A 23,634-nucleotide genomic window follows, 5' to 3' on the forward strand; every position below is an offset into this window, starting at 1 on the left:
AATCATTCATAATAAATTCAGTATAGAAAGTGGACATGAAGAAATGAGAGTGAGACAATGATGTTAATAAAGTCACATGGAAGGGATATGACATCTACTTATGATACGATTCGGAATTATCGGAACGAACTGGATATCGGAAAGATTCATACAAGCGGCGATGGAGACAGATCAATTCGAAGTCACGGCAATATACTCACGAGAGCAGGAGAAGGGTGAGCATTTTGCATCTAAATATAATAATCCTAACGTGTATACAGATCTAGATGAGATGGTATCGGGTGATCAGTGTGATGCTGTGTATATTGCAAGCCCGAATTCATTTCATGCGAAGCAGGCAATACTATGTATGAATCATGGGAAGCATGTCCTATGCGAGAAGCCCCTGGCCTCTAATTCAACTGAGATTCGAGAAATGATTGCAGTAGCTAAGAAGAACAATGTTGTATTAATGGAAGCATTGAAATCCACGATGATGCCAAATTTCAGTATTATGAAAGATAATTTATATAAAATAGGTAGAATCAGGCGATACTTTGCAAGTTATGGTCAATACTCTTCGCGTTTCGATGCTTATAAACAAGGGAATATTCTGAATGCTTTTCGACCAGAATTCTCGAACGGCTCATTAATGGATTTAGGTATTTATTGTCTATATCCGATGGTCGCCTTATTTGGTAAACCCGAATCCATAAAAGCGGTGGGTGTGATGCTCTCCTCAGGTGTTGATGGTGAAGGAAGCATGGTCATGAAATATAAAGACATGGATGCGATTGTAATGCACTCCAAGATTACGGATTCCTATCTTCCTGCAGAAATACAAGGAGAGAACGGTACAATGATTATTGATAAAATAAGTGTACCGTACGAAGTGAAGATTCATTACAGAGACGGTTCGGTTGAAGATCTAACTAGACCCCAAGTTCATGAACCGATGTTCTATGAAATTCAAGAGTTCATCGGTCTCATCAAGAGTGGTCAATTGGAAAGTTCATTTAATTCGCTTGCGAACTCTCTAACTGTTGGAGAAATCATGGAAGAAGCTAGACGTCAGATTGGGCTTGAGTATCCAGCAGATATGATGTAATGAGGTATGATCCTACGGTGTATGACAATTTGAAAGTAACGTTTGAGAACCATCTTTATGATGTGGATAATCTTGATGGCATCATTCGCATTACAAATCGGATGGATCGGATGGAGATGTCAGTATTATCGAGGCAATTTGCGCTCCAATTCGTATTGCCTGAATATACAGATATCACGGCTGAGATTTCTCTTGAGGCTTCACTTCAAGATCTAGCAACTGAAATCCTTGAACTGCAACAGGGTGTTCCAGCTTGTAGTCTATATTTGCGGTTCTATATGCAGATCATGGACGCGCAGATACAATGTAAACATATCGACCAGGTTCTACGTAACATTTGGCTACCGACATCAACATGGCGTCAAACAATAAGTTATGTATATGGGCAAGATCCAATCCAATATACCAATGTTATTGAAGTGACATTTAACCGAAGAATTACCGAGGATCAGATGCAGGATATACCGATATTAATTGAGCATATGATCATGACGCTAACTGATCTGCAGAACGTATAGTTTCATGTCCAACACAAGAACTGGAATGGCGAAATCGCTATTCCAGTTCTTGTGAATGTATGTTTCTCTAATTGCGATATGAAAAGAACACTACCTACTGATGACGAGAATATCACATGGTGGTGTGCCCGTCCGTTGAATTTGTTGAATGTGCTGATCTGTTAGTCTACAGCTTACTAGAATAAAGGATGATGTCACATTGTTGAAATTGTAATTAGATAAATTAGCAATACTCTGGCTTCCACGGAATACACGAACCGTGCCCTGGAAATTGTTGCGTGAGAATAAGACTAATGTGACTTGCTGTGGATTGGCTGTATTGCTTAGTCTAAGACTAGTTAGTTCATTATTGAATTGAAATGCCCCAAGGTTACGAACAGCAACCCCCTCTTGTCGAAAACAAATACGTCTACCGGTATAGTTAGAACCTGAGTAAAGCGTTAATCTTGGGTTACGTTTGATATGAATATTGGATAACATTGCTATCACTCCTTTCATGAGATAATAACAATATATGAGAATGGACTGCATTTGGCTTAGACTACTATCAAATAGGTTATCTATCTATATGAATCCAAAAGGATGATGAGTGCGGGAAAGTATACCTAGTGGTATAATGTAGCATGATATAGTGTTCGATCGTATTCTGGAATGAATGAACTTCAACGGAAGGAGGGAATATCGATAATCTCGCTACATCAAGTGAGTAAGACTTTTGTTACTCCTAACAACAGTTACCAAGCGATGAATTGTGTATCACTCCAAGTTCAAGCAGGAGATATTCATGGTGTGATCGGCATAAGTGGGGCAGGTAAATCTACTCTTCTAAGAACGATTAATCTATTAGAAAGACCTGACGAAGGAACGGTTATTGTAGATAACCATAAGTTGACAGCAATGTCTCCATCCCAATTGAGACAAGCTCGAAGAAAGATGGGCATGATATTCCAATCTTTTAATCTGCTGAACAATCGTACTGTAAGTGGAAATGTCTCGATCCCTCTTGAAATGGATCTAGTGACAAAGAAACAACGCCTCGAAAGAGTCCGGGAATGTTTAGATTTTGTCGGTCTTATGGACAAAGAGCATGAGTACCCATCGAGATTAAGTGGCGGTCAGAAGCAACGAGTTGCCATTGCTAGAGCACTAGTGAACCGACCGAAGGTATTATTATGCGATGAACCGACCTCATCCTTGGATCCACAGACGACATTAGAGATTCTAGCTGTACTTCAGCAGATCAACCGTAGCTTGGGTGTAACGATTGTGATCGTCACACATGAGATGAATGTGGTGACCACCTTATGTAACCATGTGTCTACAATGATGGATGGGCAACTTATTGAAACGAGGAATCTTCATGTTCGATAACATCATGCAATATCAACTGGAGATTTGGCGAGCGATTTCTGAGACGTTTGCTATGGTTGGTATATCCATAGTTGCTGCTATTACGTTGGGATTACCGCTGGGAACCATATTGTATTTATGTAGAAAAGGTCAAATCTATGAGAATGCAATCGTCTTCGGCATTTTGAATATAGTAGTGAATGTGGTACGATCGTTTCCTTTTTTGCTACTCGTTGTCATCATGATTCCATTCACACGATTCGTAGTTGGAACGGCTCTTGGGACGCTAGCAGCATCAGTGCCCTTATCTATTATGGCTGTCGCATACTATTCACGATTAGTGGAGCAATCTCTATTAGAAGTGCCCAAAGGTATCATAGAAGTAGCTTCATCTATGGGAGCCACGACCGTACAACTGATTGTTAAATTCTTATATGTTGAAGCGCGTTCAGGTCTTACATTAGGATTGACGACTTCGACGATCAGCTTCATTTCTTATTCGACAGTTATGGGGATTGTTGGGGGTGGTGGTATAGGAGATTTCGCCATTCGATATGGATATCAAAGGTTTGAGACAGATCTGATGATATTTACCATTATCATTATGATCATTATCGTACAAGGTATCCAATATACGGGTAACTTCATGGCTAACAGGTTAGATAAGAGATAGAACATATTAAATACATACAACCTAGGGGGATTTAAATTGATAAGAAATACAAAATTAGTATTCATTTCAATCGTAGTCATGATGTTAGTGATATCAGGATGTGGGAAGAACAATGATCAGAATAAGGAAGTCGCAGCTAAGGAAGAAGTAGTCACTCTGAAGATAGCGACGCTTATTCCACCTATGACTGAAGTCTTAGAACTTGTGAAGCCATTGTTAAAAGAGGATGGTATTCATCTTGAGATCGTTGTACTTACGGATAATATTCAACCAAACAATGCATTAGCTAATAAAGAAGTGGATGCTAATTTCTTTCAACATGTACCTTATATGGAACTTTATAACGAGAATAACGATACGGAGTTGGTAGCCGTTGAGCCTATATATAACGCTATCTACGGTGCGTATTCCAAAGAATACAAGAATATCGATGATGTGCCTGAAGGCGCGACAGTTGCTATAGCTAATGATCCTTCCAATATTGGGCGGTCACTTGTTATGTTTGAGAAGAATGGCTTAATTAAGTTAAAAGAAGGTGTAGGCATTCAAGCTACACAAGCCGATATTATCGAGAACAAGAAGAACTTCAAATTTACAGAAGTGGATTTATTAATGCTTGCACGTACGATAGATGATGTTGATCTTGTTGCAATGACACCTGCTTATGCTAAACCACTTGGGTTAACACCGAAGAAAGATGCCCTAATATCAGAAGGAAATGATTCCGACTTCGTTATCACACTAGTGGCACGTAAAGATAATGTGGATTCAGAACCAATCCAGAAGTTGGCTAAACGCATGACAAGCCCTGAAGTGAAACAATTCTTCAAGGATAATTATGATGAGATTGCTGTTCCAGCATTCGAATAATTGATGTTGTAACACAAACGGCTATTCCATCTGTAGAGAAATCTACAAGGGAATAGCCGTTTGATATATTTATATGGAGATTTGATGTTTACTGAGGAACAGACAATCCTAGACCATCGGCCACACGTTGCCCGAATTCTGAATCTGCCTTATATAGATGAGAAATCTGACGAAGCTTAATCTCTTCTTTGTCGACAGGTGACATTGCAGCAACGAAGTTCTGAACAAGGCGAGTACGTTCATCTTCACTCATCAGACGATATAAATCACCTGGTTGAGTGTAATGATCATCGTTATTATAAGCAACACTATCTGCCATGCCTGATATTTCGAATGGAGCGGGTTGATGTTCCACTGCTTCTGTAGCACCACCGTAGCTATTCGGTTCATAATAGACGGAGCTTCCGCCGTTGTTGTCAGGTCGCATTTGTCCATCACGCTGATTGTTATTTACTTTGGCAGCATAGGGACAGTTAATGGGTAATGCGTTATGGTTAGCCCCTACCCGATAACGATGAGCATCCCCATATGCAAATAATCGACCCTGTAACATTTTGTCTGGGGAAGCTTCTATTCCAGGTACAAATGACCCAGGAGAGAAGGTAGCTTGCTCAACTTCAGCGAAATAATTATCAGGATTACGATCTAGAACCATTCGACCTACTTCGATCAATGGATAATCCTTATGGGACCATACTTTCGTAACATCAAATGGATCGAAACGATAGTTGTTCGCATCTTCTAACGGCATAATCTGAACAGACAGCTTCCATGCAGGATACTCCCCTTGATCAATGGCATGAAATAAATCCTCGGTATGATAATCAGGATTCTCGCCAGCAAGCTTGGCAGCAAGATCAACATCTAGATTACGGATGCCTTGTTCGGTGTGGAAATGATATTTCACCCAAACGGCTTGGCCTTCTGCGTTAACCCACTTAAATGTATGACTGCCGAATCCGTGCATATGTCGTAGAGTAGCTGGTATACCACGATCGGACATGAGAATGGTGACTTGGTGTAGTGATTCTGGAGAAAGTGACCAGAAATCCCAAATGGCATTTGGACTTTTCAGATGGGTCTGTGGATGACGCTTCTGTGTATGAATGAAATCCGGGAATTTAATCGCATCACGAATGAAGAATACCGGTGTATTATTTCCAACTAAGTCGTAATTTCCTTCTTCGGTATAGAATTTCAGAGCGAAACCACGTGGATCACGGACGGTGTCTGCCGATCCCAATTCACCAGAAACGGTGGAGAATCGAGCGAACATAGGTGTACGCTTACCAACTGTATTCAGAAAGGAAGCTTTGGTATATTGGGTTAGATCATTGGTAACTTCGAAGTATCCGTGTGCTCCGGCACCCTTCGCATGCACCACACGTTCTGGGACACGCTCACGGTTGAAGTGTGCTAATTTCTCTAATAAGTGTACGTCTTGGATTAAGACGGGTCCACGGGATCCTGCGGTTATGGAGTTCTGATTATCTCCAACAGGAGCACCCCAGCTTGTAGTTAATGTATTGTTGTTATTCATTCACGTATCACCTCGTAAGTTATTGGTAACATATAACATGATATTCATGTTACTAGATCATTTATTTCTTTCTTCTACATAATATCAGTTATCAGTTTAAAATCAATACTTATTTATAATTATTACAAATAAGTTAATTAAATAACCCGAATATGTGACAATGAGAAAAGCCCTCTTACTATATTATCTATGGTAAGGAGGGCTACTTTATTCATACTGTAGGTATACAGTCATAGGTTGGTGAGCTGTTCGCTAGTGCGTTCCACGCACATCATAATCATCATACGAAGATTTATTCGCATCGTAGAGAACAACATCCCCATCTTGAAGGATGTATTGAACACCATAGGGATCGGTGATCATTCGATCTCTGACACCATCCCAACCGTCATAATTCTCCATATCCCACCATTGGTTCAGAAGTGGGGCATGGATATATTGGAGGTGTGGATGTTGAAGATCTGCATCTCGGATTGTCTCTATATTAAAATTAACTGTGATGTATCCATTTCGTAAGAAGATGGGTGATGCTTCATCCAATCTGTTCTTTCTGCCATACGTAGCGAGGTCTGTACCTTCGGCAACAACATATACAGCAGCTGGCAAGCTGTATTCGCCGTACCACTGTTGAATGGATGCCTTGGTTTGAGCTGCACTTGCACTGGCATGAGCTGGTCTATCCAATGTGTTAATGAATGTTCTAAGTGGGGATGGCAGGATTTCGAATCCATAGCCACCTACATATGTTGGTTCTAAGGCCCTCTTCTGGAATGTAGTGATATATTCTGTTCTAGATGTGGTCGGATTTGTCTTCATATCATATAAAGCACCAGCTGTGTTCGCGATATCCGCAGGTGGTACATTGCGTAGGCGTGTATTGAGAATGATATTACGTCGATCGATGTCTTTAGATGAACCGATCTTCACGAATTTTGTTGTATTTGAATGATAATACAGATCGACTTCTACCCGCTTCGGCGGGGTGCTTGCATGGTTATCTTGAAAGTAGAAGGTCGGCGTGATTCGAATGGCATCTTTGGTATTGAACATATTCCCCTTTGTTTTGACATCGAACTTAAAGTGATAACCTGTCTTGATGGACATCGTCTTGAAGCTAGATATCGGATGACTGCCTCGGCGGATTGGAAGCACATAAGGAGAAACGGATTGATTCACATGTCCATCTATACCTTGTGTTCCAACCCAGTAGGACGTACCCTTTGGTGTTGGGCTACCTTTGGATGTTCGGAATACCGTTTCCCATATTGGATCAGCGATATCTGTAATGCGGAAATCATATAACCGACCAATGACTTCTACGGGTACCGTATCTGTCGCAACATGATGATCTAAGTTCAGATTGGCTTCCGGTTGTGTTGTGAATCCTAGGGAAGGTGAGTTCTCAGCAAAAGACCTGAAGTAAACCGTATAATCGCCCTCATCCACCCAGACGGGAAGAAAAAAAGTTGATTCTAGCTCATGAATAGGGATATTGATCCATGTATTCTTTGGGTATAACACCGATCGGTTAGCGGTATACACATCAAATTCGAAGCATACTTGCTTCACCATCATATATTTGGCATAGTCACGATGACCATACCCCGGTATTGGTTTGTGTTGACCGCTTGTAGGCATAGAGATTTGGAAAGGACGATCTAGGATAACAGCTCTTCTATGTATGTTGGGTGTCGTCTTTTGGTTATGCGCTGTATCATCGGAAGCATTCGCATACATAACAGTGGGTGTATGAACCGTAATTGCGTTAATTCCATAAATCGGATAATTCAACTTCGTGGAACCACTCATCTGACTGTAATAAATGCTTCCTGAACTAGGCTGATTCGCCTTATTGGTCTTGATGATGGGTATCAAATGATTGGGACTATATAATACATTCGGCCCAATATGTTGTGGTTCTGGAATTTGCCCTGGTGTCGGCCCACTTTCATTAACTCTTTGGTTATCCATGATCGTCTGTCCATTAAATTGCAAACTATCATTTTCTACCTTTACTTTCTCAACAACCTTTTCCGCTTCACCTTGCAGGCTACTTTGCTCATTCGGTACGCTTGGTTTATTCTTTCCTCCGCTTAGCGATTGACCAGAAGCTTGTACAGTGCTGGGTGGCGTAGGTGGATAAAATTTCCCATTGGTTGATGCAGCATAGTATGGTGCGGTGTATCCATTTGGTCTTATAAGAATGCTTGAATTGGGAAGTGCATAGTTCGCTAACGTTGCTTGATCTATCTTATACACTTCTAGGTTTTCTATCGTCCAAAATGAATAAGGTCGTTCAATTTGGTATTCATAGGTTTTACTCTCAACTTCCCTTTTAGGATCAGGTAATGTAATAGGTCTGCCTTGTGCATCTTGTCCTGGCTTTCCTGGGTCCCATGTTAAGGTGTAGTCCTTCTTCACTGAGACATTGAAGGTACATTTTCCAGTCATTTGAACAAATTCATCTTGATATAAAAAGCTTCTAGCCAATACATTCCCATATAAGCTTTCAGATGTGGGGATGCCTTGTAGAACATCGAACGCTTCATTCCCTCTTGAATCGGCTTGTATCTTTGCCGTAACCACAGGGTCTAAGAATTTCCCTGTCATTCTTTGCCCTGGTGCTGGGACAGTACATCCACCTGTAGATGGGGGTGGATCTATGGTCATTTCACCTTCATAATAGTAGTACACATAGTAGAAAGGGAAACTACCATCATAAGGGTTTAGTGCTGGTGGATCTCCTCCTTCTACACTCCCACCTGTGGGTGCCGAAACAGTACTTTTCTTAAATCCTTTATATACGTATTCTGCTGTTCCTGGTGTATGTGTAAATGAATAGTTCGTTCCTACTCTCAAATCCTTTGTACTATCCGTAAACCCACTCACACCATTTAAAGATTGACCATTCGTTGTGAAGTGTTTGATGACAGCTTTTCCAGCCAATGGTGCAAGCTTAATCGTAATGAGTGTGGGAAAGTAATGTCTTTCGGCTCTAACTCCATTGGCGAAGTCTCCACCTAATGCTGGATTATCTGGTCGAGCTGCATTCAGTCTACCATCAGCATTCACCGTTATACTCACGCTACTGGTGTTAATTCCGCTTTCAGACCTTTTTGTGCTGATATAATCAGTAGAAGATGTTCTTTTAAAATCCTCCCAATAAAATTTCTCGTAACGAGAGTAAAAGAAGACATCTTGTTGACTGACTTGCGTTCCATCAACATCAACGGATTGAGTTGCATCGAATGTATGTGCCGTGATACTGAGTACTTTTCTACCTTCAAAATCAAAGGTATAATCATAATCTTTCCTGATTCGATCTCCTGGTCTAACCCCTCCACGCCAATCATCTTCCCCACCTGTCCCTTTCCACACTTCATAATACATATTAGCTACAAAATAATACGTATCTTTATTGTCCGTATATTTGGGATAAGTAGGTATATTCGCTGCGGATACACGTTCACTAACGATGGAAAAGACCATAAAGATAGAAAGAAAAACAAATAATGACCTTTGCCATCTTTTCATGTGTGAATACTCCTTAGAATGGATTTTTTATTAAAAATAACTGATCATCATTTATGTCTATACCAATATAGACAGCATTTTGGATCTTAAACTGAGAATAATTCTTGTCTCCAAATCGATACTCATCTTCTGCACTTGTGGTCTGATAGAATACAGCCTTGTTGCCTTGGGCATCCGTCGTATCCATTGGACGAATATGATTTCTATATCTGGCTACCTTTTGATCTAGGTAAAAGATGTTAAACGGTGTCCCCCAATACGTAATTTTAAGTCCACGATCATTGCCACTTTTCATTAGCACTAAATCTTTAATCGTTCTTTCACCGTACCCCTTGCCAATCTTCACAGGGAGCTGAGACTTATCTGCAATGAAGACTTCTTTATACGCCTTATCACTCGTATCCATTAAAAGAAAGGGTGCAGTAGCAAATACTTTAGATACCTTATCGATACTATGCACCTGTACCCCTGCTTCTTTAGGTGTAGGGGCATCCTTAGAACCAATCCATACCCAACTTCCATCCCAATCTACGACTTGTCCCAAAGCTTCGCTCACAAAGCGTAAAGGCACATAAGTACGTTGTTTGTTGATCTTCATGCTTGTATCGAACGTGACCGATTTACCATTGACCGTAGCCACACTAGATCCAATCGTTAAATGAACCGTAGTTGTATCGTTTATAATGGCCACTTCTTTACCGCCATCCCATTTCACATCTGCTCCAAGCGCTTCACTCACGAAACGAATCGGAACCATGACACGATTATGATCTGAATAAGGTTTGGCATCAGGAAATACAATCTTCCTTGCATTAAGCAAGACTTCAATATCAGGTTTCTTCACTTCTTCAATGACAACGGCTGCTACTGCTGGTGAAGCATAAGCACCTAAACTTCCTACACTCACTACCACACTAGCGATCATCGTTATAATCATTTGTTTCATTTTATATTCCTCCTATGGACACTCAAAAAAAGCACCACCTAACCAAGGTTTATCCAGGTAGGCGGTGCTTCCGCTGTGTCGTATTTTGTAACTTAATAAACCTTATAATAACCCAAATGTAATAATTAGACAATCAATAATTTCGTAGAAATATCCAATATCCTCATAACTAGTGAAATATCCGTTTGAGCTACCTTTCTAAAAATGATATATTATGGATAATAGATGATTAATCTTTAATCTAAAAACGTTAACGATGGAGGAAACATAACGATGAGTATAAATAAAGAAGTAATTCAAACCACAGGTGCACCACAAGCGATTGGACCTTATTCACAAGCCGTTAAAGTGGGAGGGTTGCTCTTTGCCTCAGGACAACTTGGTCTTGACCCTAGCACGGGTGTATTACCAGAATCGATTGAAGAACAGACGAAACAATCTTTACATAATGTGAAAGCGATTGTTGAAGCTGCAGGTGCAACGATGAACCAAATCGTGAAATCGACCGTTTATCTAAAAGATATGAATGACTTCCAAGCTGTAAATGAAATATACAGTGGTTTTTTCGCGCAACCTTATCCTGCTCGTAGTGCTGTGGAAGTGGCACGGTTACCGAAAGATGCTCTAGTAGAAATAGAAGTCATCGTTCAGCTCGCATAAGACAGCCATTGAAGCGAGAAATCTTAAATAATTAAATGACAAACGCTCGAATTCTAGTGAAGAATTTGAGCGTTTTTAATGTAGAAGGGGGCATCCTCATGAATCTAATTGAAGTTAGGGATCTCAAGAAACAGTATGATGACAAAATGGTTGTAAATGGCTTGAACTTTGATGTGAGAAAAGGTGAAGTGTTCGGCCTACTCGGACCTAATGGAGCGGGAAAGACGACGACGATCTCCATGATGAGTGCGCAGCTTAAGCCAAGTTCAGGCACGATTCGAGTAGCTGGGTTAGACGCTCATGAAGAAGCTTTTAAGGTAAAGTCAATCGTAGGTATCGTACCGCAGGATATCGCCTTATATTCTGTATTAAATGCTTATGATAACCTGAAGTTCTTCGGTGCATTGTATGGTCTCAAACGTAAAGTGTTGAATGAAAAGATAGATTGGATATTGGGATTAGTGGGACTGAAAGATCGAGCCAAAGAACCGATCGAGGATTACTCAGGTGGGATGAAACGAAGAATCAATATTGCGGCAGCTTTGCTCCATAGCCCGGAAGTTGTTTTTATGGATGAACCTACGGTGGGTATCGATCCCCAATCCCGCAATCGAATTTACGAGTTGATTCAGACGTTGAAGGCGCAAGGAATGACCATTATTTATACGACTCACTATATGGAAGAAGCGACCATGCTGTGTGATCGTATCGCTATTGTGGACAATGGTGAAATGATCGAATACGGCACGACAGATGAACTTATCGCTAAGATTCATGGTGGAATATTGGAATTGACTGCGGAATCTGAAGAACAGGTCACTTTAATGATCGAAGCCCTAATGGATCTAAGCGGTATCATCTCTATTCATCCTGAGGGTAATCGAATCTCTATTATTATCGAGGATGTTCAGGAAGCGTTCGTAGCCATTATGCAAAGAATGAAGGAAAGTGACATTCAGGTCCTTGGCATGAATATGAAACCACCGACATTAGAAACGCTATTCATTCATCTTACAGGTAAGGAACTTAGAGAATAATTGGATACTTAAGGAGTTGATCACTTGAAATTCATACCTATTTTACAAAAAGATTTGAAAGTTCTGCTTATGGACAAAGGCGCAATGATCGTCCTGTTCGTCCTTCCAATTATGTTCATCAGTGTGATGAGCTTTGCCCTTGGTTCGGCTTTTACCAGTGGTTCAGATGAAGGGGTAGGTATGCCCGTGATCAATCACGATGGCGGAGCGGAATCCATTCAATTCATAGAAGCTCTTCGTGATGCCAAAGGCATTCAGATCATAACAGATCTCGCAGATTCGAAAATCGAACTCACCGAGAGTAAAGCCAAAGAACTCGTAAACAATGGCGATTATGCCATGGCTCTATTCATACCAGAAGGGTTCAGCGATGGCCTATTATATAATAAAGATATTGAACTTATAAGCTATGAAGATCCCGCCCAGACGAGTACAAGCTCTATTATGAGCATGGCTGTTGAAGGTGTATCCCAGTCTTTTTCAGTGAAACATGCACTTTCGGGAATAATGGATGAGCAGACGAAAGAGATTCTGGCGACCATGGGTGAAGCGAAGATCAAAGTGAAATCAACATTTCACCAAGTGGAGCAGGAGATCTTACCCGATGCCTTTCAGCAGAATGTACCAGGGTATACGGTTATGTTTGCTTTTTTCACCGTCATGTTCGCGGGTAGATCTTTTATTTATGAGAGAAACGAAGGGACATTTCGTAGAATTCTATCTGCACCCGTCAATAAACTCAATCTGTTCCTAGGCAAAATGATACCGAACTACTTGATCGGGCTGATGCAGACCGTGGTAATGTTCGGATTCGGGCACTTTGTATTCGGCATGTCGCTAGGGGACTCACCCTTTGGACTTATATTTATATCTTTGAGCATGATCTGGGCAAGTACGACGCTTGGGATGCTAATTGCCTCACTGGTACGAACGGAATCTCAAGTCACTGGATTATCTGTGCTCATCGTACTTACATTGGGCGCGTTAGGTGGAACGATGGTTCCTTTATTCATCATGCCTGATCTGATGCAGACCATTGCATTAGTGACACCGCAAGCGTGGGCGTTATCTGGTTATCAAGATATCCTGGTTCGTGGAATGGGCATTGGTGATGTATTGGATAATATTCTAGTATTGCTTGGTTTTGGGGTGTTCTTTATCTCCATATCTATCTGGAGAATGCGCTTTGATGATTAAGATTGAAGTTGAGAATTGACAAGTGGAATGACATTCTCTATACTAACTTTAATCTAATACACGGTATACGTTGAAGGATTAGTAGCAAGCTGTCACTGTTATTTAGAAAGCTAGGGGTTGATGCAACCTAGCACAAACAGTCTTGTGAATTACACTCTGGAGTATCTTAGGTAATGCTAAGCGGAATAGCACACGATAACAAGGCTAAGAGTGGTATATATTGAAGTGCACTTTCGCTTCGATGTATACAATTTGGGTGGTAACACGGTGAATGAATCGTCCCTATGTCTAATGCAGACATAAGGGGCGTTTTTTGCGTTATATTTTACAAATTAAAGGGGATTGAAGACGATGAGTACTATGAATATTATTGACGAGTTAGAATGGCGTGACGCGATTAATCAACAGACGGATGCAGAAGGATTACGTGAATTGGTTAGTGAGAAGAAGATTGCTCTGTATTGTGGTGTCGATCCGACGGGCGATAGTATGCATATAGGACATCTAATTCCGTTCATGATGATGAAACGATTCCAATCCTTCGGCCATCTTCCAGTGATCCTAATTGGTGGTGCGACAGGAACGATAGGTGACCCAAGTGGACGTCAATCCGAACGACAGTTACAGACATTAGACCAAGTGCAAGACAATGTGAACGCACTGACAGCACAGATGAAGAAGCTATTCGTTACGAACAGCGAAGATCAACTGAAGATGGTGAACAACTACGATTGGACGCATACGATTAACGTGATTGACTTCCTAAGAGATTATGGGAAGAACTTCAGTGTCAACTCGATGTTGGCCAAAGATATCGTATCCAGCCGTTTAGATACAGGGATTTCTTTTACCGAATTCTCATACCAGATCCTTCAGTCCATGGACTTCCATCATCTGTACACAGCTGAAGATGTTCAACTGCAGATTGGTGGCGCGGATCAATGGGGGAATATCACAAGCGGTCTAGACTTGATTCGTAAAAAAGAAGGACCAGAAGCGAAGGCATTCGGACTTACGATTCCGTTAATGTTAAAGGCAGATGGTACGAAATTCGGGAAGACTGCGGGCGGCGCAATCTGGCTTGACCCGGACAAGACATCACCTTATGAATTTTACCAATTCTGGATGAATACCGATGATCGTGACGTCATTAAATACTTGAAATACTTCACATTCTTAACGAAGGATGTTATTGAAGAGTTAGCGAACAAAGTCAACACAGATCCAGGTAAACGTGAAGCACAACGTGTGCTTGCCGAAGAGATGACGCGATTCGTTCATAGTGAAGAAGCATTAGCACAAGCGATCAAGATATCACAAGCGTTATTCAGTGGAGATATTACTCAACTAACTGCGGACGAAATTGAGCAAGGTTTTAAAGAAATGCCAACGTTCGAAGCAAGCAAAGAAACGAAGAACATTGTGGACTGGTTAGTAGACCTAACCATCGAACCTTCTAAGCGTCAGGCAAGAGAAGATATCACCAACGGAGCCATCTCCATGAACGGTGTACGCGTAGAGGACCTGAATATGGATGTGACCGTAGACAACTCATTCGACGGCCGCTTTATCATTATCCGTAAAGGGAAGAAGAAGTATAGTTTGGTGAGATTGGTAGATTAGGGGATTTAAGATAATATCAATTGGATTAACAGCCGCAGACGATAACAAGTACAGCACATATTGGTGAGACGGGCGTAGATGAGCAATTCTCTATTCTTTTATCCTATGGATCTGGCCGAACAGCATCGTTGAACGGGGCAATTCGACTAGAGCTCAACAACGAGTTATATATTCATTGTACGGAAGGAATGATTCATGTTCCATCTTTCTTTAATGCTCAGACGGTCTCACTTCATGTGGTTGGGGAAGAGGTGGAGCGGTTCACGGATGAACGTGTTTGTGAAGGATGTACTTTTGAGGCGGAAGAAGTAGGTAGATGTCTGATGGAAGATCTAATAGAGAGTCCGGTCATGACGATGGATGAATCGCTAGGTAATATGAGAATACTCGATCAAGTACGTGGACTATGGGGACTCCGTTATCCATTCGAAGTATAGAAAGAACTGAACGGCTTGCTACATTCGTTATTCATTTGCGAGTGCTGGCAGGTCTTTTTTATTGTCTGTTAATAATAATTTATCAACATAATAATTTGCTGTAGAAAAGGGTTGTAAACGATTACTAATGATGATAATATGTTATCAAGATAATAAATTATCATACATATTATAAATTGAGACTTAATTATTAGTTAAGTCAATCTGGCTGGAGGAGGCGTCCTATGGAGAATAGTAACGTACATCTTTTGGAAAGGCATTATCCGATGGCTTCATTTATTGCATCCATTGTGGGTCCTAAATGTGAAGTGGTTGTCCATGATATTAGTAATCCAGAATGTTCAATTGTTCATATTGAAAACGGTCACATCAGTGGGAGAAAAGTGGGGGATGGCTCGACAGACCTTGTCTTGAAGATACTTAAAGGAGGAGCCTATCACGAGCAACAGTTCATATCGAACTATAAAGGTAAAGGATCGCTCGGTCAGACATTTCGCTCGTCGACGTATTTTATTAAAAATGAAAGCGGTGTATTGGTCGGTATGATGTGTTTGAATATCGACGTAACCCATTTAGATACAGCAGCACAGTGGATTCAAGACTTGTTAGAAGGTGGAGGAGCCTTTCCGCCAATCTCGAAAGTGCCAGCAGTTGGTCAAGTTGAGAAACCTGTCTCCGAATACTTACAAGGGAATATAGATGACTTATTGGATCACATGATTGAGACGGTCATGTCTAGAATAGCCGTTTCACCTGAAAGACTATCTGCCCATGAGAAAATGGAATTAATTAGAGAATTCAATGACGAGGGTGTCTTTCTACTTAAAGGTGGTGTGGTACAAGTGGCGAAGGCATGTAATATGTCTGAACCAACGGTGTATCGCTACTTACAAAAGGTGAAAGATTATTCGGAATAATATAGGAACTCGTTAAGGCGTGTGCTTCCGATGTTAGTTTTTTCGGAGCTAATTATGAAGTATAGGCCCTAAAACTTTTAGGGGGAAATTATGAATACTAATTTTGATGAAGTAATCAACCGATACGGAACCAATAGTGCCAAATGGGATGGGTTAGTGTCAGAGTATGGTCAGGAAGTAATTCCGTTGTCCGTAGCAGATATGGACTTGCGCGGCCCGCAAGCCATTATTGATGTATGCGTACAGATGGCGCAATATGGCATATTTGGATACACCGATTTGTATCCTCCTTATTATGAAGCCGTGCAGGGATGGATGAAGCGTGCATATGACTGGAATATCTCTCAAGAGTGGATTGTGTTTAGTCCACGAATTATCCAAGCTGTTTCTATTATTCTACAAAAGTTTACCGATATCGGTGATCGTGTGCTTATGCATACGCCAGCTTATCAACCGATTGCTAAAGCAGTTTCGGAGAATGGACGTGAACTTGTTGAGAGTCCATTGATATATCGAGACGGTCGATATGAAATAGATTTCGATAATATGGAACTCCATATGCGGAAAGGTGTAAGAATATTGCTGTTCGTTACGCCACATAATCCGACTGGACGAGTGTGGACGATAACAGAATTAACTCGACTAGCCGACTTATGCACCAAATATGATGTTCTGATTGTGTCGGATGATGTTCATGCTGATTTCATGCGTCCAGGTTATGAACATACCGTTATTGCTAAACTATCCGAGGAAATCGCTCAACGAAGTATTATATGTACATCTCCAAGTAAAACATTCAACTTGGCAAGCTTGGAAATCGCTAACATTATTATTCCTAATGAGAATCTGCGGATGGTATTCAAGAAAGGTCTGATTGAAGCAGGCATTCACAACCCAACATTCTTCGCAGTGCCGGTCTGTGAAACCGCTTATACTGCTTGTGACGGATGGTTGGAAGAAGTGAAATCCTATATTGAAGGTAATATTCAATTCGTAAAGGGATTTTTTGCTGAACACTTTCCAAAGTTGCATATCGTGGAATCGGAAGGAACCTATCTACTGTGGATTGATTGTACCTCTTTTGATAAGAAAGACGAGAAGTTGAAGCAGTGGTTACTAGATGACGCTAAAGTTAGTGTTAGTTTTGGTACCTCCTTCGGCATGCAAGGTGAAGGGTTTATTCGTCTAAATGTAGCAACGTCGCGGGTGTCATTGGAAGAAGCTTTACAGCGTATGGCGGCAGCCTACCGAAATATCTAATAAATTATTCAATATCGCCGTACACGACATCTTTATAATACTAATATGGGGTGAACAGGATGGGAAATCCAAAAGAGAAGCAATCACAGCAACAAAAACAGCCAAAGTCAAAGGTCATAAAGCCACCTACGCTATTTCAAGCACTTATACCTGTGTTTACAATGATTCTACTATTAAGTTTGGGATATGTATTGTTTGAACTACCTCCAGAACCATTAATTATAATCTCAGCCGTAGTAGCGGGGATAGTCGCTATTAAATTGGGTCATTCATATGATGATATTCTAGGTTCGATATCAGAAAAGATTGCTAAGACGATGCCAGCCATTCTGATCTTGATCACGGTTGGGTTCATGATCGGTAGTTGGATGGTTGGCGGAACGATTCCGATGATGATATATTATGGGTTGCAGATTATTAATCCTCAATTTCTGATTATTACGGCATTCTTAGTGACTTCCATCGTATCGATTTGTACAGGAACGTCATGGGGAGCTGCCGGAACGATTGGTGTTGCGTTCATGGGTGTTGCTGCTGGAATGGATGCCAATTTGGCTGCTGTTGCCGGTGCCGTTGTTGCAGGTGCGTACTTTGGGGATAAGCTATCTCCGCTGTCTGATACGACGAACATTGCCGCTTTAGCAACAGGGGTTAATCTGTACGAACATATTGGTCATTTATTGTATACGACGATTCCCTCTTTTATTGTGGCAGCGATTGTATATGTCATCACGGGTTTAAACACAGGAGGAGCCGGAGTTGAAATTCCGGAAAAAGTCGGTACAATTATGAGTACACTCAATACCATATTTAGCTGGAATTTGTTACTTATTCTTCCGATTCTTATCGTCTTGGGAGGATCTCTTTTGAAAAAACCGACGATCCCTGTTATGTTGATCTCTTCCTTTATCGCTATGGCGAATGCTATGATCTTCCAAGGTTTCTCAATTCAAGACGTTATGGTTTCTGCAGTAGGTGGATTTAACTTGTCCATGGTGAATGTAGCTGGTTTCGATCTTGCTAATGTCATTCCAGATATTCCGCGTTTGCTCAACCGTGGAGGTATGAGCTCCATGATGGGAACGTTGCTTATCTGTTTCAGTGCCATTGTATTTGCAGGAACGGTTTCCGTAACGAAGTCACTGGATCTTATTATTAACAGATTGATGGGAATGGTTCATTCAACAGGTTCGTTGATCCTTTCGACGATTGCTGTTGGTATGGCTATGATCGGTATTACAAGCAATGGTCAGATTTCAATTCTTATGCCTGGAGAAATGTTACGTGAGACATATATCCGTAGAGGTATTCATCCAAAGAACCTATCTAGAACGATCGAAGACTCTGCGTCGATTATCGAGCCTATCTTACCGTGGACAGCTGCGGGTGCTTATATGGCCGGAACGCTCGGTGTGGCGACATTAGATTACTTGCCTTGGGCAGTCCTTTGTTGGACAGGTATTATATTCGCCACCATTTGGGGCTTCACTGGTTTCGGTATTGCCAAGTTGTCACCAGAGCAACAACAAGAAATGTTGAAGGAATTTGATGTTCAACAGAAAGTTGCACAATAATTAACTATCCTGAGTAAGACTAGAAAAGATACATGAAGGAGAAATGACGATGAGTACAAACAAAGAAATTATTCAAACAAATGATGCACCGCAAGCCATTGGACCTTATTCACAAGCCGTTAAAGTTGGAGGTCTACTCTTCACCTCAGGTCAACTTGGGATCGATCCGAGCACGGGATTATTTCCAGAAACAGTAGAGGGACAGACTAAGCAATCATTAAATAATGTGAAAGCTATTGTTGAGGCGGCAGGCGGAACTATGGATCAAGTCGTGAAATCTACAGTTTTTCTAAAAGATATGAATGATTTCCAAGCCGTGAATGAAATATATAGCGGGTATTTCGCAGAGCCTTATCCGGCTCGTAGCGCAGTACAGGTAGCACGTTTACCGAAAGATGCTCTAGTAGAAATAGAAGTCATCGTTCAGCTGTAATAAGATTGTTTGAAGAAATAGAGTAGCAACAAAGGGATCACGGACGCATTACGTCTATGATCCCTTTTTGTTCTATTAGAAAGTATAATCTTTTTATTATGAGTCATAAGATCGAATCCATACAGGAGTGTTGAAACGCTTTATACTTGAAGGTCGCTAGAATAAAGATGGAATAGTTGCATAAATGGTACTTACTCAGAAGAAAGGGTGTGTGACGGAGAAATAGTTGCACAAAGGGCACTTAAAACAGGTGGAATAGTGGGAATTGATGATTTTCCAGTAATTAGATGCCCTTTATGCAACTAAACGTAGTGATAGGAGAATATGGGCGAATTTAAGTGTACTTTATGCATCTGTTGCTGATTGGAGGTGGCAGTAGATTAGATTATTTTAGATTAGAGATAGCGGTAGATTAGATAGCTGTTAAGTAGGCAGTAAAAGTTCTGTAGGAGTAAAACGAAATAAGGGAATGGAAATATATCTTTCACCAAGAGCGCCGATAGGTGTATTTCTTATATCATCCTTAGACTGCCAAATTTGACTTTATATACGGAATGAAGGCCTACTAATCTGTTATATTTACTCCCATTAATAGTTAGAAGGAGAATATATGAAGAAGACTACCTCTAAATATATGATTATTATATTCGCTGTCGCGTTGATTGCTCTATTGGTATTGATGGCTGTACTTAATAAATCACAGAAATCTTCAGCATTAGAGAACTTACCGAACTATACTGAAATTTGTGAAGGATAACATTACGGGCATAGACTATAATCAATTTAAAAGTGATCTGCAGAACCATACACATGCATTAGATGTAAAAGAAGATTGCTTTGTACTGAGGTCGATCCGACGGGCGATAGTATGCATATTGGACATCTAATTCCGTTCATGATGATGAAACGTTTCCAATCTTTCGGCCATCTTCCAGTGATCCTTATTGGTGGAGCAACAGGTACAATAGGTGATCCAAGTGGACGACAGTCTGAACGCCAGTTACAGACATTAGACCAAGTGCAAGACAATGTGAACGCATTGACAGCACAGATGAAGAAGCTATTCGTTACGAACAGTGACGATCAACTGAAAATGGTGAACAACTACGATTGGACACATACAATTAACGTGATTGACTTCCTAAGAGATTATGGGAAAAACTTCAATGTCAACTCGATGTTGGCCAAAGATATCGTATCCAGCCGTTTAGATACGGTGATTTCTTTTACCGAATTCTCATACAAATCCTTCAGTCCATGGAATTCCATCACTTGTATGCAGAAGAAGGTGTTCAATTACAAATTGGTGGATCTGATCAGTGGGGTAACATTACAAGTGGTCTAGACTTAATTCGTAAAAAAGAAGGCTCTGAATCGAAAGCATTCGGACTTACGATTCCGTCAATGTTAAAAGCAGATGGTACGAAATTCGGGAAGACTGCGGGCGGCGCGATCTGGCTTAATCCGGACAAGACATCACCTTATGAATTCTACCAATTCTGGATGAATACCGATGATCGTGACGTCATTAAATACTTGAAATACTTCACATTCTTAACGAAGGATGTTATTGAAGACTTGGCGAACAAAGTCAACACAGATCCAGGTAAACGTGAAGGACAACGCGTGCTTGCCGAAGAGATGACCCGATTCGTTCATAGTGAAGAAGTATTAGCACAAGCGATCAAAATATCACAAGCGTTATTCAGTGGAGATATTACTCAACTAACTGCGGACGAGATAGAACAAGGCTTCAAAGAAATGCCAACGTTCGAAGCAAGCAAAGAAACCAAGAATATTGTGGACTGGTTAGTAGACCTAACCATCGAACCTTCTAAGCGTCAGGCAAGAGAAGATATCACCAACGGGGCCATCTCCATGAACGGTGTACGCGTAGAGGACCTGAATACGGATGTGACGGTAGACAACTCATTCGATGGTCGATTTATCATTATTCGTAAAGGGAAGAAGAAATATAGTTTGGTGAGATTGGTAGATTAGGAATGGCGTGTTGATAGAATTGAATAGAGAGTAGTGTGAGCAGCTTATCTTCTATTAAGAAGTAAGCTGCTTTTTGTGTGCGCCCAGCATGGGCGTTATCTATAGGGTTTAAGTCCCGAATGGTGAAGGCAGTAGTAGCCATAGCTTAAGACAAGGGTGTCCACCGCGAGGTGGAATCTGAAGGAAGTCGGCGGCAAATCTCCGGTCTGAGGAACACGAACTTCATACAAGGCTAACGTGTGTTGGGTGAGGTTGCACAACAAACCAAAGTCCATACTGCCAAAGGCATACGAGAGTAAATGAAGCAGATAGATGGAGAGGAAGATAACGCTCTTACCTGGGGAGATCTGTGCCTAAGCAACGGTAAAGTTGTAAGCAAGGCTGCGAAGTTTTGTTGAAGGTACAGAAGTCAGCAGACGCCATAGTACAAAAGCTGTTGCAACAGCTTTTGGAAGGGCAGAACATGAAATAGGAATGAAACAACTTGGCGTTCGGGGATGAGCATTGAAAGCAGACAATCCGAAAGGACTTATCTGAGGAAAGTAGCGGTGAATACGCAAGGGTACTCAGAAGGGCAGAGTTCATCAACGGCACAAAGAGAAGAATCATTCACGTAAGGAGTGTATCAAAAGATGATGGAGGAAGTATTGTCACGGGAAAATATGCTGTCGGCACTAGCACGTGTCGAATCGAATAAAGGAAGCCATGGCGTAGATGGCATGTCGGTAAAAGATTTACGCAGACACCTCGTACAAAACTGGGAAACCATTCGAGAAAGCATACGAAACGGAACCTATGAACCAAGTCCAGTCCGTCGGATCGAAATCCCGAAACCGAATGGTGGAACAAGGTTATTAGGAATACCGACCGTGACAGATCGTCTCGTTCAGCAAGCGATCACGCAGGTATTGACCCCTGTATTTGACCCTATGTTTTCCGAACACAGCTACGGATTTCGTCCGCAAAGACGAGGTCACGATGCGGTGAGGAAAGCAAGAACATTCATGCAGGATGGCTATCGCATTGTAGTAGACATCGACTTGGAGAAATTCTTTGACCGTGTTCATCATGACAGACTTATGGCAAGACTTGCGGAGGAAATAACGGACAAAACGTTACTGAAACTCATCCGAAAGGTTCTGCAATCCGGGGTTATGGAGAAAGGTCTCGTCCAACCAACGATAGAAGGAGCCCCGCAAGGGGGACCACTAAGTCCATTACTATCGAATATCGTCTTAGATGAACTAGATAAAGAACTGGAGAAGCGAAATCTGCGATTTGTCCGCTATGCGGACGGTTGTAACGTCTACGTGAAAACGTGGAAGGCAGGAAATCGTGTGAAAGAATCCGTTACGCAATTCATTGAGAAGAAGCTAAAACTAAAAGTGAACCAAGCGAAAAGTGCGGTTGACCGTCCATGGAAGCGAAAGTTTCTAGGATTTACGTTTAGCTGGGACAAGAACAACCCCAAAGTAAGAATCTCGAAACCATCTTTGCAGCGAGTAAAAGCAAGGATCAAGGAGATCACATCGAGGAAAAGTCCTACCCCAATGGAAATGCGAATCAAGGAATTGAACCAGTATCTCACGGGATGGTGTGGTTATTATGCGCTAGCAGATACTCCAAGTATCTTCAAGGAATTGGATGAATGGACACGAAGAAGGCTTCGAATGTGCCTATGGAAACAATGGAAATTACCAAGAACAAAGGTGAGAAACCTGATGGCACTAGGGGTTCCTAGACAAAAGGCATATGAATGGGGAAATACACGGAAGAAATATTGGCGAATTGCAAGTAGTCCGATTTTGCATCGATCTTTAAATAACCAGTATTGGTCATCTAATGGGTTGAAGAGTTTAACGGACAGATACAAATCATTGCGGAATATTTCATGAACCGCCGTATACCGAACGGTACGTACGGTGGTGTGAGAGGTCGGGGGCTAGTCGCCCCCTCCTACTCGATTATTGGATGGGC

Annotated in this window: 20 protein-coding genes, 1 pseudogene and 1 other annotated feature; of the genes and pseudogenes, 17 read left to right on the top strand and 4 right to left on the bottom strand. The window is 41.3% G+C overall.

Annotated elements, in window-relative coordinates:
- Positions 1 to 100 precede the first annotated feature (100 nt).
- Positions 101 to 1,087, top strand: coding sequence for a Gfo/Idh/MocA family protein (locus ACH8E3_RS10770; protein ID WP_458632639.1), 987 nt, complete (start codon positions 101 to 103; stop codon positions 1,085 to 1,087).
- A complete protein-coding gene (locus ACH8E3_RS10775; RefSeq protein ID WP_458632640.1) occupies positions 1,087 to 1,605 on the top strand; it encodes a hypothetical protein in 519 nt (172 codons plus the stop codon). The genes ACH8E3_RS10770 and ACH8E3_RS10775 overlap by 1 nt, the downstream gene beginning before the upstream one ends.
- A 90-nt stretch (positions 1,606 to 1,695) precedes the next feature.
- On the opposite strand, the gene ACH8E3_RS10780 is transcribed toward ACH8E3_RS10775, so the two are convergent.
- On the bottom strand, positions 1,696 to 2,085 hold the full coding sequence (locus ACH8E3_RS10780; protein ID WP_458632641.1) for a hypothetical protein: 390 nt from the start codon (positions 2,083 to 2,085) through the stop codon (positions 1,696 to 1,698).
- Positions 2,086 to 2,289: 204 nt separating this feature from the next.
- Between ACH8E3_RS10780 and ACH8E3_RS10785 the strand changes: the two genes are divergently transcribed.
- From ACH8E3_RS10785 to ACH8E3_RS10795, 3 genes are all read left to right on the top strand, one after another.
- A complete protein-coding gene (locus tag ACH8E3_RS10785) occupies positions 2,290 to 2,976 on the top strand; it encodes a methionine ABC transporter ATP-binding protein (RefSeq protein WP_458632678.1) in 687 nt (228 codons plus the stop codon).
- On the top strand, positions 2,966 to 3,628 hold the full coding sequence (locus ACH8E3_RS10790) for a methionine ABC transporter permease (protein ID WP_458632642.1): 663 nt from the start codon (positions 2,966 to 2,968) through the stop codon (positions 3,626 to 3,628). The genes ACH8E3_RS10785 and ACH8E3_RS10790 overlap by 11 nt, the downstream gene beginning before the upstream one ends.
- Positions 3,629 to 3,706: 78 nt before the next feature.
- On the top strand, positions 3,707 to 4,498 hold the full coding sequence (locus ACH8E3_RS10795) for a MetQ/NlpA family ABC transporter substrate-binding protein (protein WP_458632679.1): 792 nt from the start codon (positions 3,707 to 3,709) through the stop codon (positions 4,496 to 4,498).
- A gap of 88 nt (positions 4,499 to 4,586) precedes the next feature.
- Here the strand turns inward: ACH8E3_RS10795 and katA are convergent, their stop codons facing one another.
- From katA to ACH8E3_RS10810, 3 genes are all read right to left on the bottom strand, one after another.
- Positions 4,587 to 6,038 carry a catalase KatA gene (katA, locus tag ACH8E3_RS10800; RefSeq protein ID WP_458632643.1) on the bottom strand — a complete coding sequence of 484 codons (1,452 nt, stop codon included), beginning with the start codon at positions 6,036 to 6,038 and terminating at the stop codon, positions 4,587 to 4,589.
- A 252-nt stretch (positions 6,039 to 6,290) separates the two neighbouring features.
- Positions 6,291 to 9,572, bottom strand: coding sequence for a DUF5704 domain-containing protein (locus ACH8E3_RS10805; protein ID WP_458632644.1), 3,282 nt, complete (start codon positions 9,570 to 9,572; stop codon positions 6,291 to 6,293).
- Positions 9,573 to 9,585: 13 nt separating this feature from the next.
- On the bottom strand, positions 9,586 to 10,518 hold the full coding sequence (locus tag ACH8E3_RS10810) for a copper amine oxidase N-terminal domain-containing protein (protein ID WP_458632645.1): 933 nt from the start codon (positions 10,516 to 10,518) through the stop codon (positions 9,586 to 9,588).
- A 273-nt stretch (positions 10,519 to 10,791) separates the two neighbouring features.
- On the opposite strand from ACH8E3_RS10810, the gene ACH8E3_RS10815 reads away from it, so the two are divergent.
- The 12 genes and pseudogenes from ACH8E3_RS10815 to ltrA all read left to right on the top strand — a co-directional run bounded on the left by ACH8E3_RS10815 (position 10,792) and on the right by ltrA (position 23,552).
- Positions 10,792 to 11,178 carry a RidA family protein gene (locus tag ACH8E3_RS10815; RefSeq protein WP_458632646.1) on the top strand — a complete coding sequence of 129 codons (387 nt, stop codon included), beginning with the start codon at positions 10,792 to 10,794 and terminating at the stop codon, positions 11,176 to 11,178.
- Between the two features lie 98 nt (positions 11,179 to 11,276).
- Entirely contained in the window at positions 11,277 to 12,215 is a 939-nt protein-coding gene (locus ACH8E3_RS10820) for an ABC transporter ATP-binding protein (RefSeq protein ID WP_458632647.1), read from the top strand.
- A gap of 24 nt (positions 12,216 to 12,239) precedes the next feature.
- Positions 12,240 to 13,412: an ABC transporter permease gene (locus ACH8E3_RS10825; protein ID WP_458632648.1), complete on the top strand. Its 1,173-nt coding sequence runs from the start codon at positions 12,240 to 12,242 to the stop codon at positions 13,410 to 13,412.
- A 61-nt stretch (positions 13,413 to 13,473) separates the two neighbouring features.
- Positions 13,474 to 13,699 (top strand) — a binding site (T-box leader).
- Between the two features lie 73 nt (positions 13,700 to 13,772).
- Positions 13,773 to 15,035: a tyrosine--tRNA ligase gene (tyrS, locus tag ACH8E3_RS10830; protein ID WP_458632680.1), complete on the top strand. Its 1,263-nt coding sequence runs from the start codon at positions 13,773 to 13,775 to the stop codon at positions 15,033 to 15,035.
- Between the two features lie 188 nt (positions 15,036 to 15,223).
- Positions 15,224 to 15,472, top strand: a complete 249-nt coding sequence (locus tag ACH8E3_RS10835; RefSeq protein WP_458632649.1) for a hypothetical protein — start codon at positions 15,224 to 15,226, stop codon at positions 15,470 to 15,472.
- 224 nt (positions 15,473 to 15,696) lie between these two features.
- A complete protein-coding gene (locus ACH8E3_RS10840) occupies positions 15,697 to 16,389 on the top strand; it encodes a helix-turn-helix transcriptional regulator (protein ID WP_458632650.1) in 693 nt (230 codons plus the stop codon).
- Between the two features lie 90 nt (positions 16,390 to 16,479).
- On the top strand, positions 16,480 to 17,649 hold the full coding sequence (locus tag ACH8E3_RS10845; protein WP_458632651.1) for a MalY/PatB family protein: 1,170 nt from the start codon (positions 16,480 to 16,482) through the stop codon (positions 17,647 to 17,649).
- A 59-nt stretch (positions 17,650 to 17,708) separates the two neighbouring features.
- Positions 17,709 to 19,223 carry a Na+/H+ antiporter NhaC gene (gene nhaC, locus ACH8E3_RS10850; protein WP_458632652.1) on the top strand — a complete coding sequence of 505 codons (1,515 nt, stop codon included), beginning with the start codon at positions 17,709 to 17,711 and terminating at the stop codon, positions 19,221 to 19,223.
- Between the two features lie 49 nt (positions 19,224 to 19,272).
- Entirely contained in the window at positions 19,273 to 19,656 is a 384-nt protein-coding gene (locus ACH8E3_RS10855; RefSeq protein ID WP_458632653.1) for a RidA family protein, read from the top strand.
- Positions 19,657 to 20,266: 610 nt separating this feature from the next.
- Entirely contained in the window at positions 20,267 to 20,413 is a 147-nt protein-coding gene (locus ACH8E3_RS10860; protein ID WP_458632654.1) for a hypothetical protein, read from the top strand.
- Positions 20,414 to 20,557: 144 nt separating this feature from the next.
- Positions 20,558 to 21,657: pseudogene (gene tyrS / locus ACH8E3_RS10865) on the top strand (tyrosine--tRNA ligase).
- A gap of 632 nt (positions 21,658 to 22,289) precedes the next feature.
- Entirely contained in the window at positions 22,290 to 23,552 is a 1,263-nt protein-coding gene (gene ltrA / locus ACH8E3_RS10870; RefSeq protein WP_458632655.1) for a group II intron reverse transcriptase/maturase, read from the top strand.
- Positions 23,553 to 23,634: the final 82 nt, after the last annotated feature.

This window comes from Paenibacillus sp. CMAA1364, from assembly GCF_054373195.1.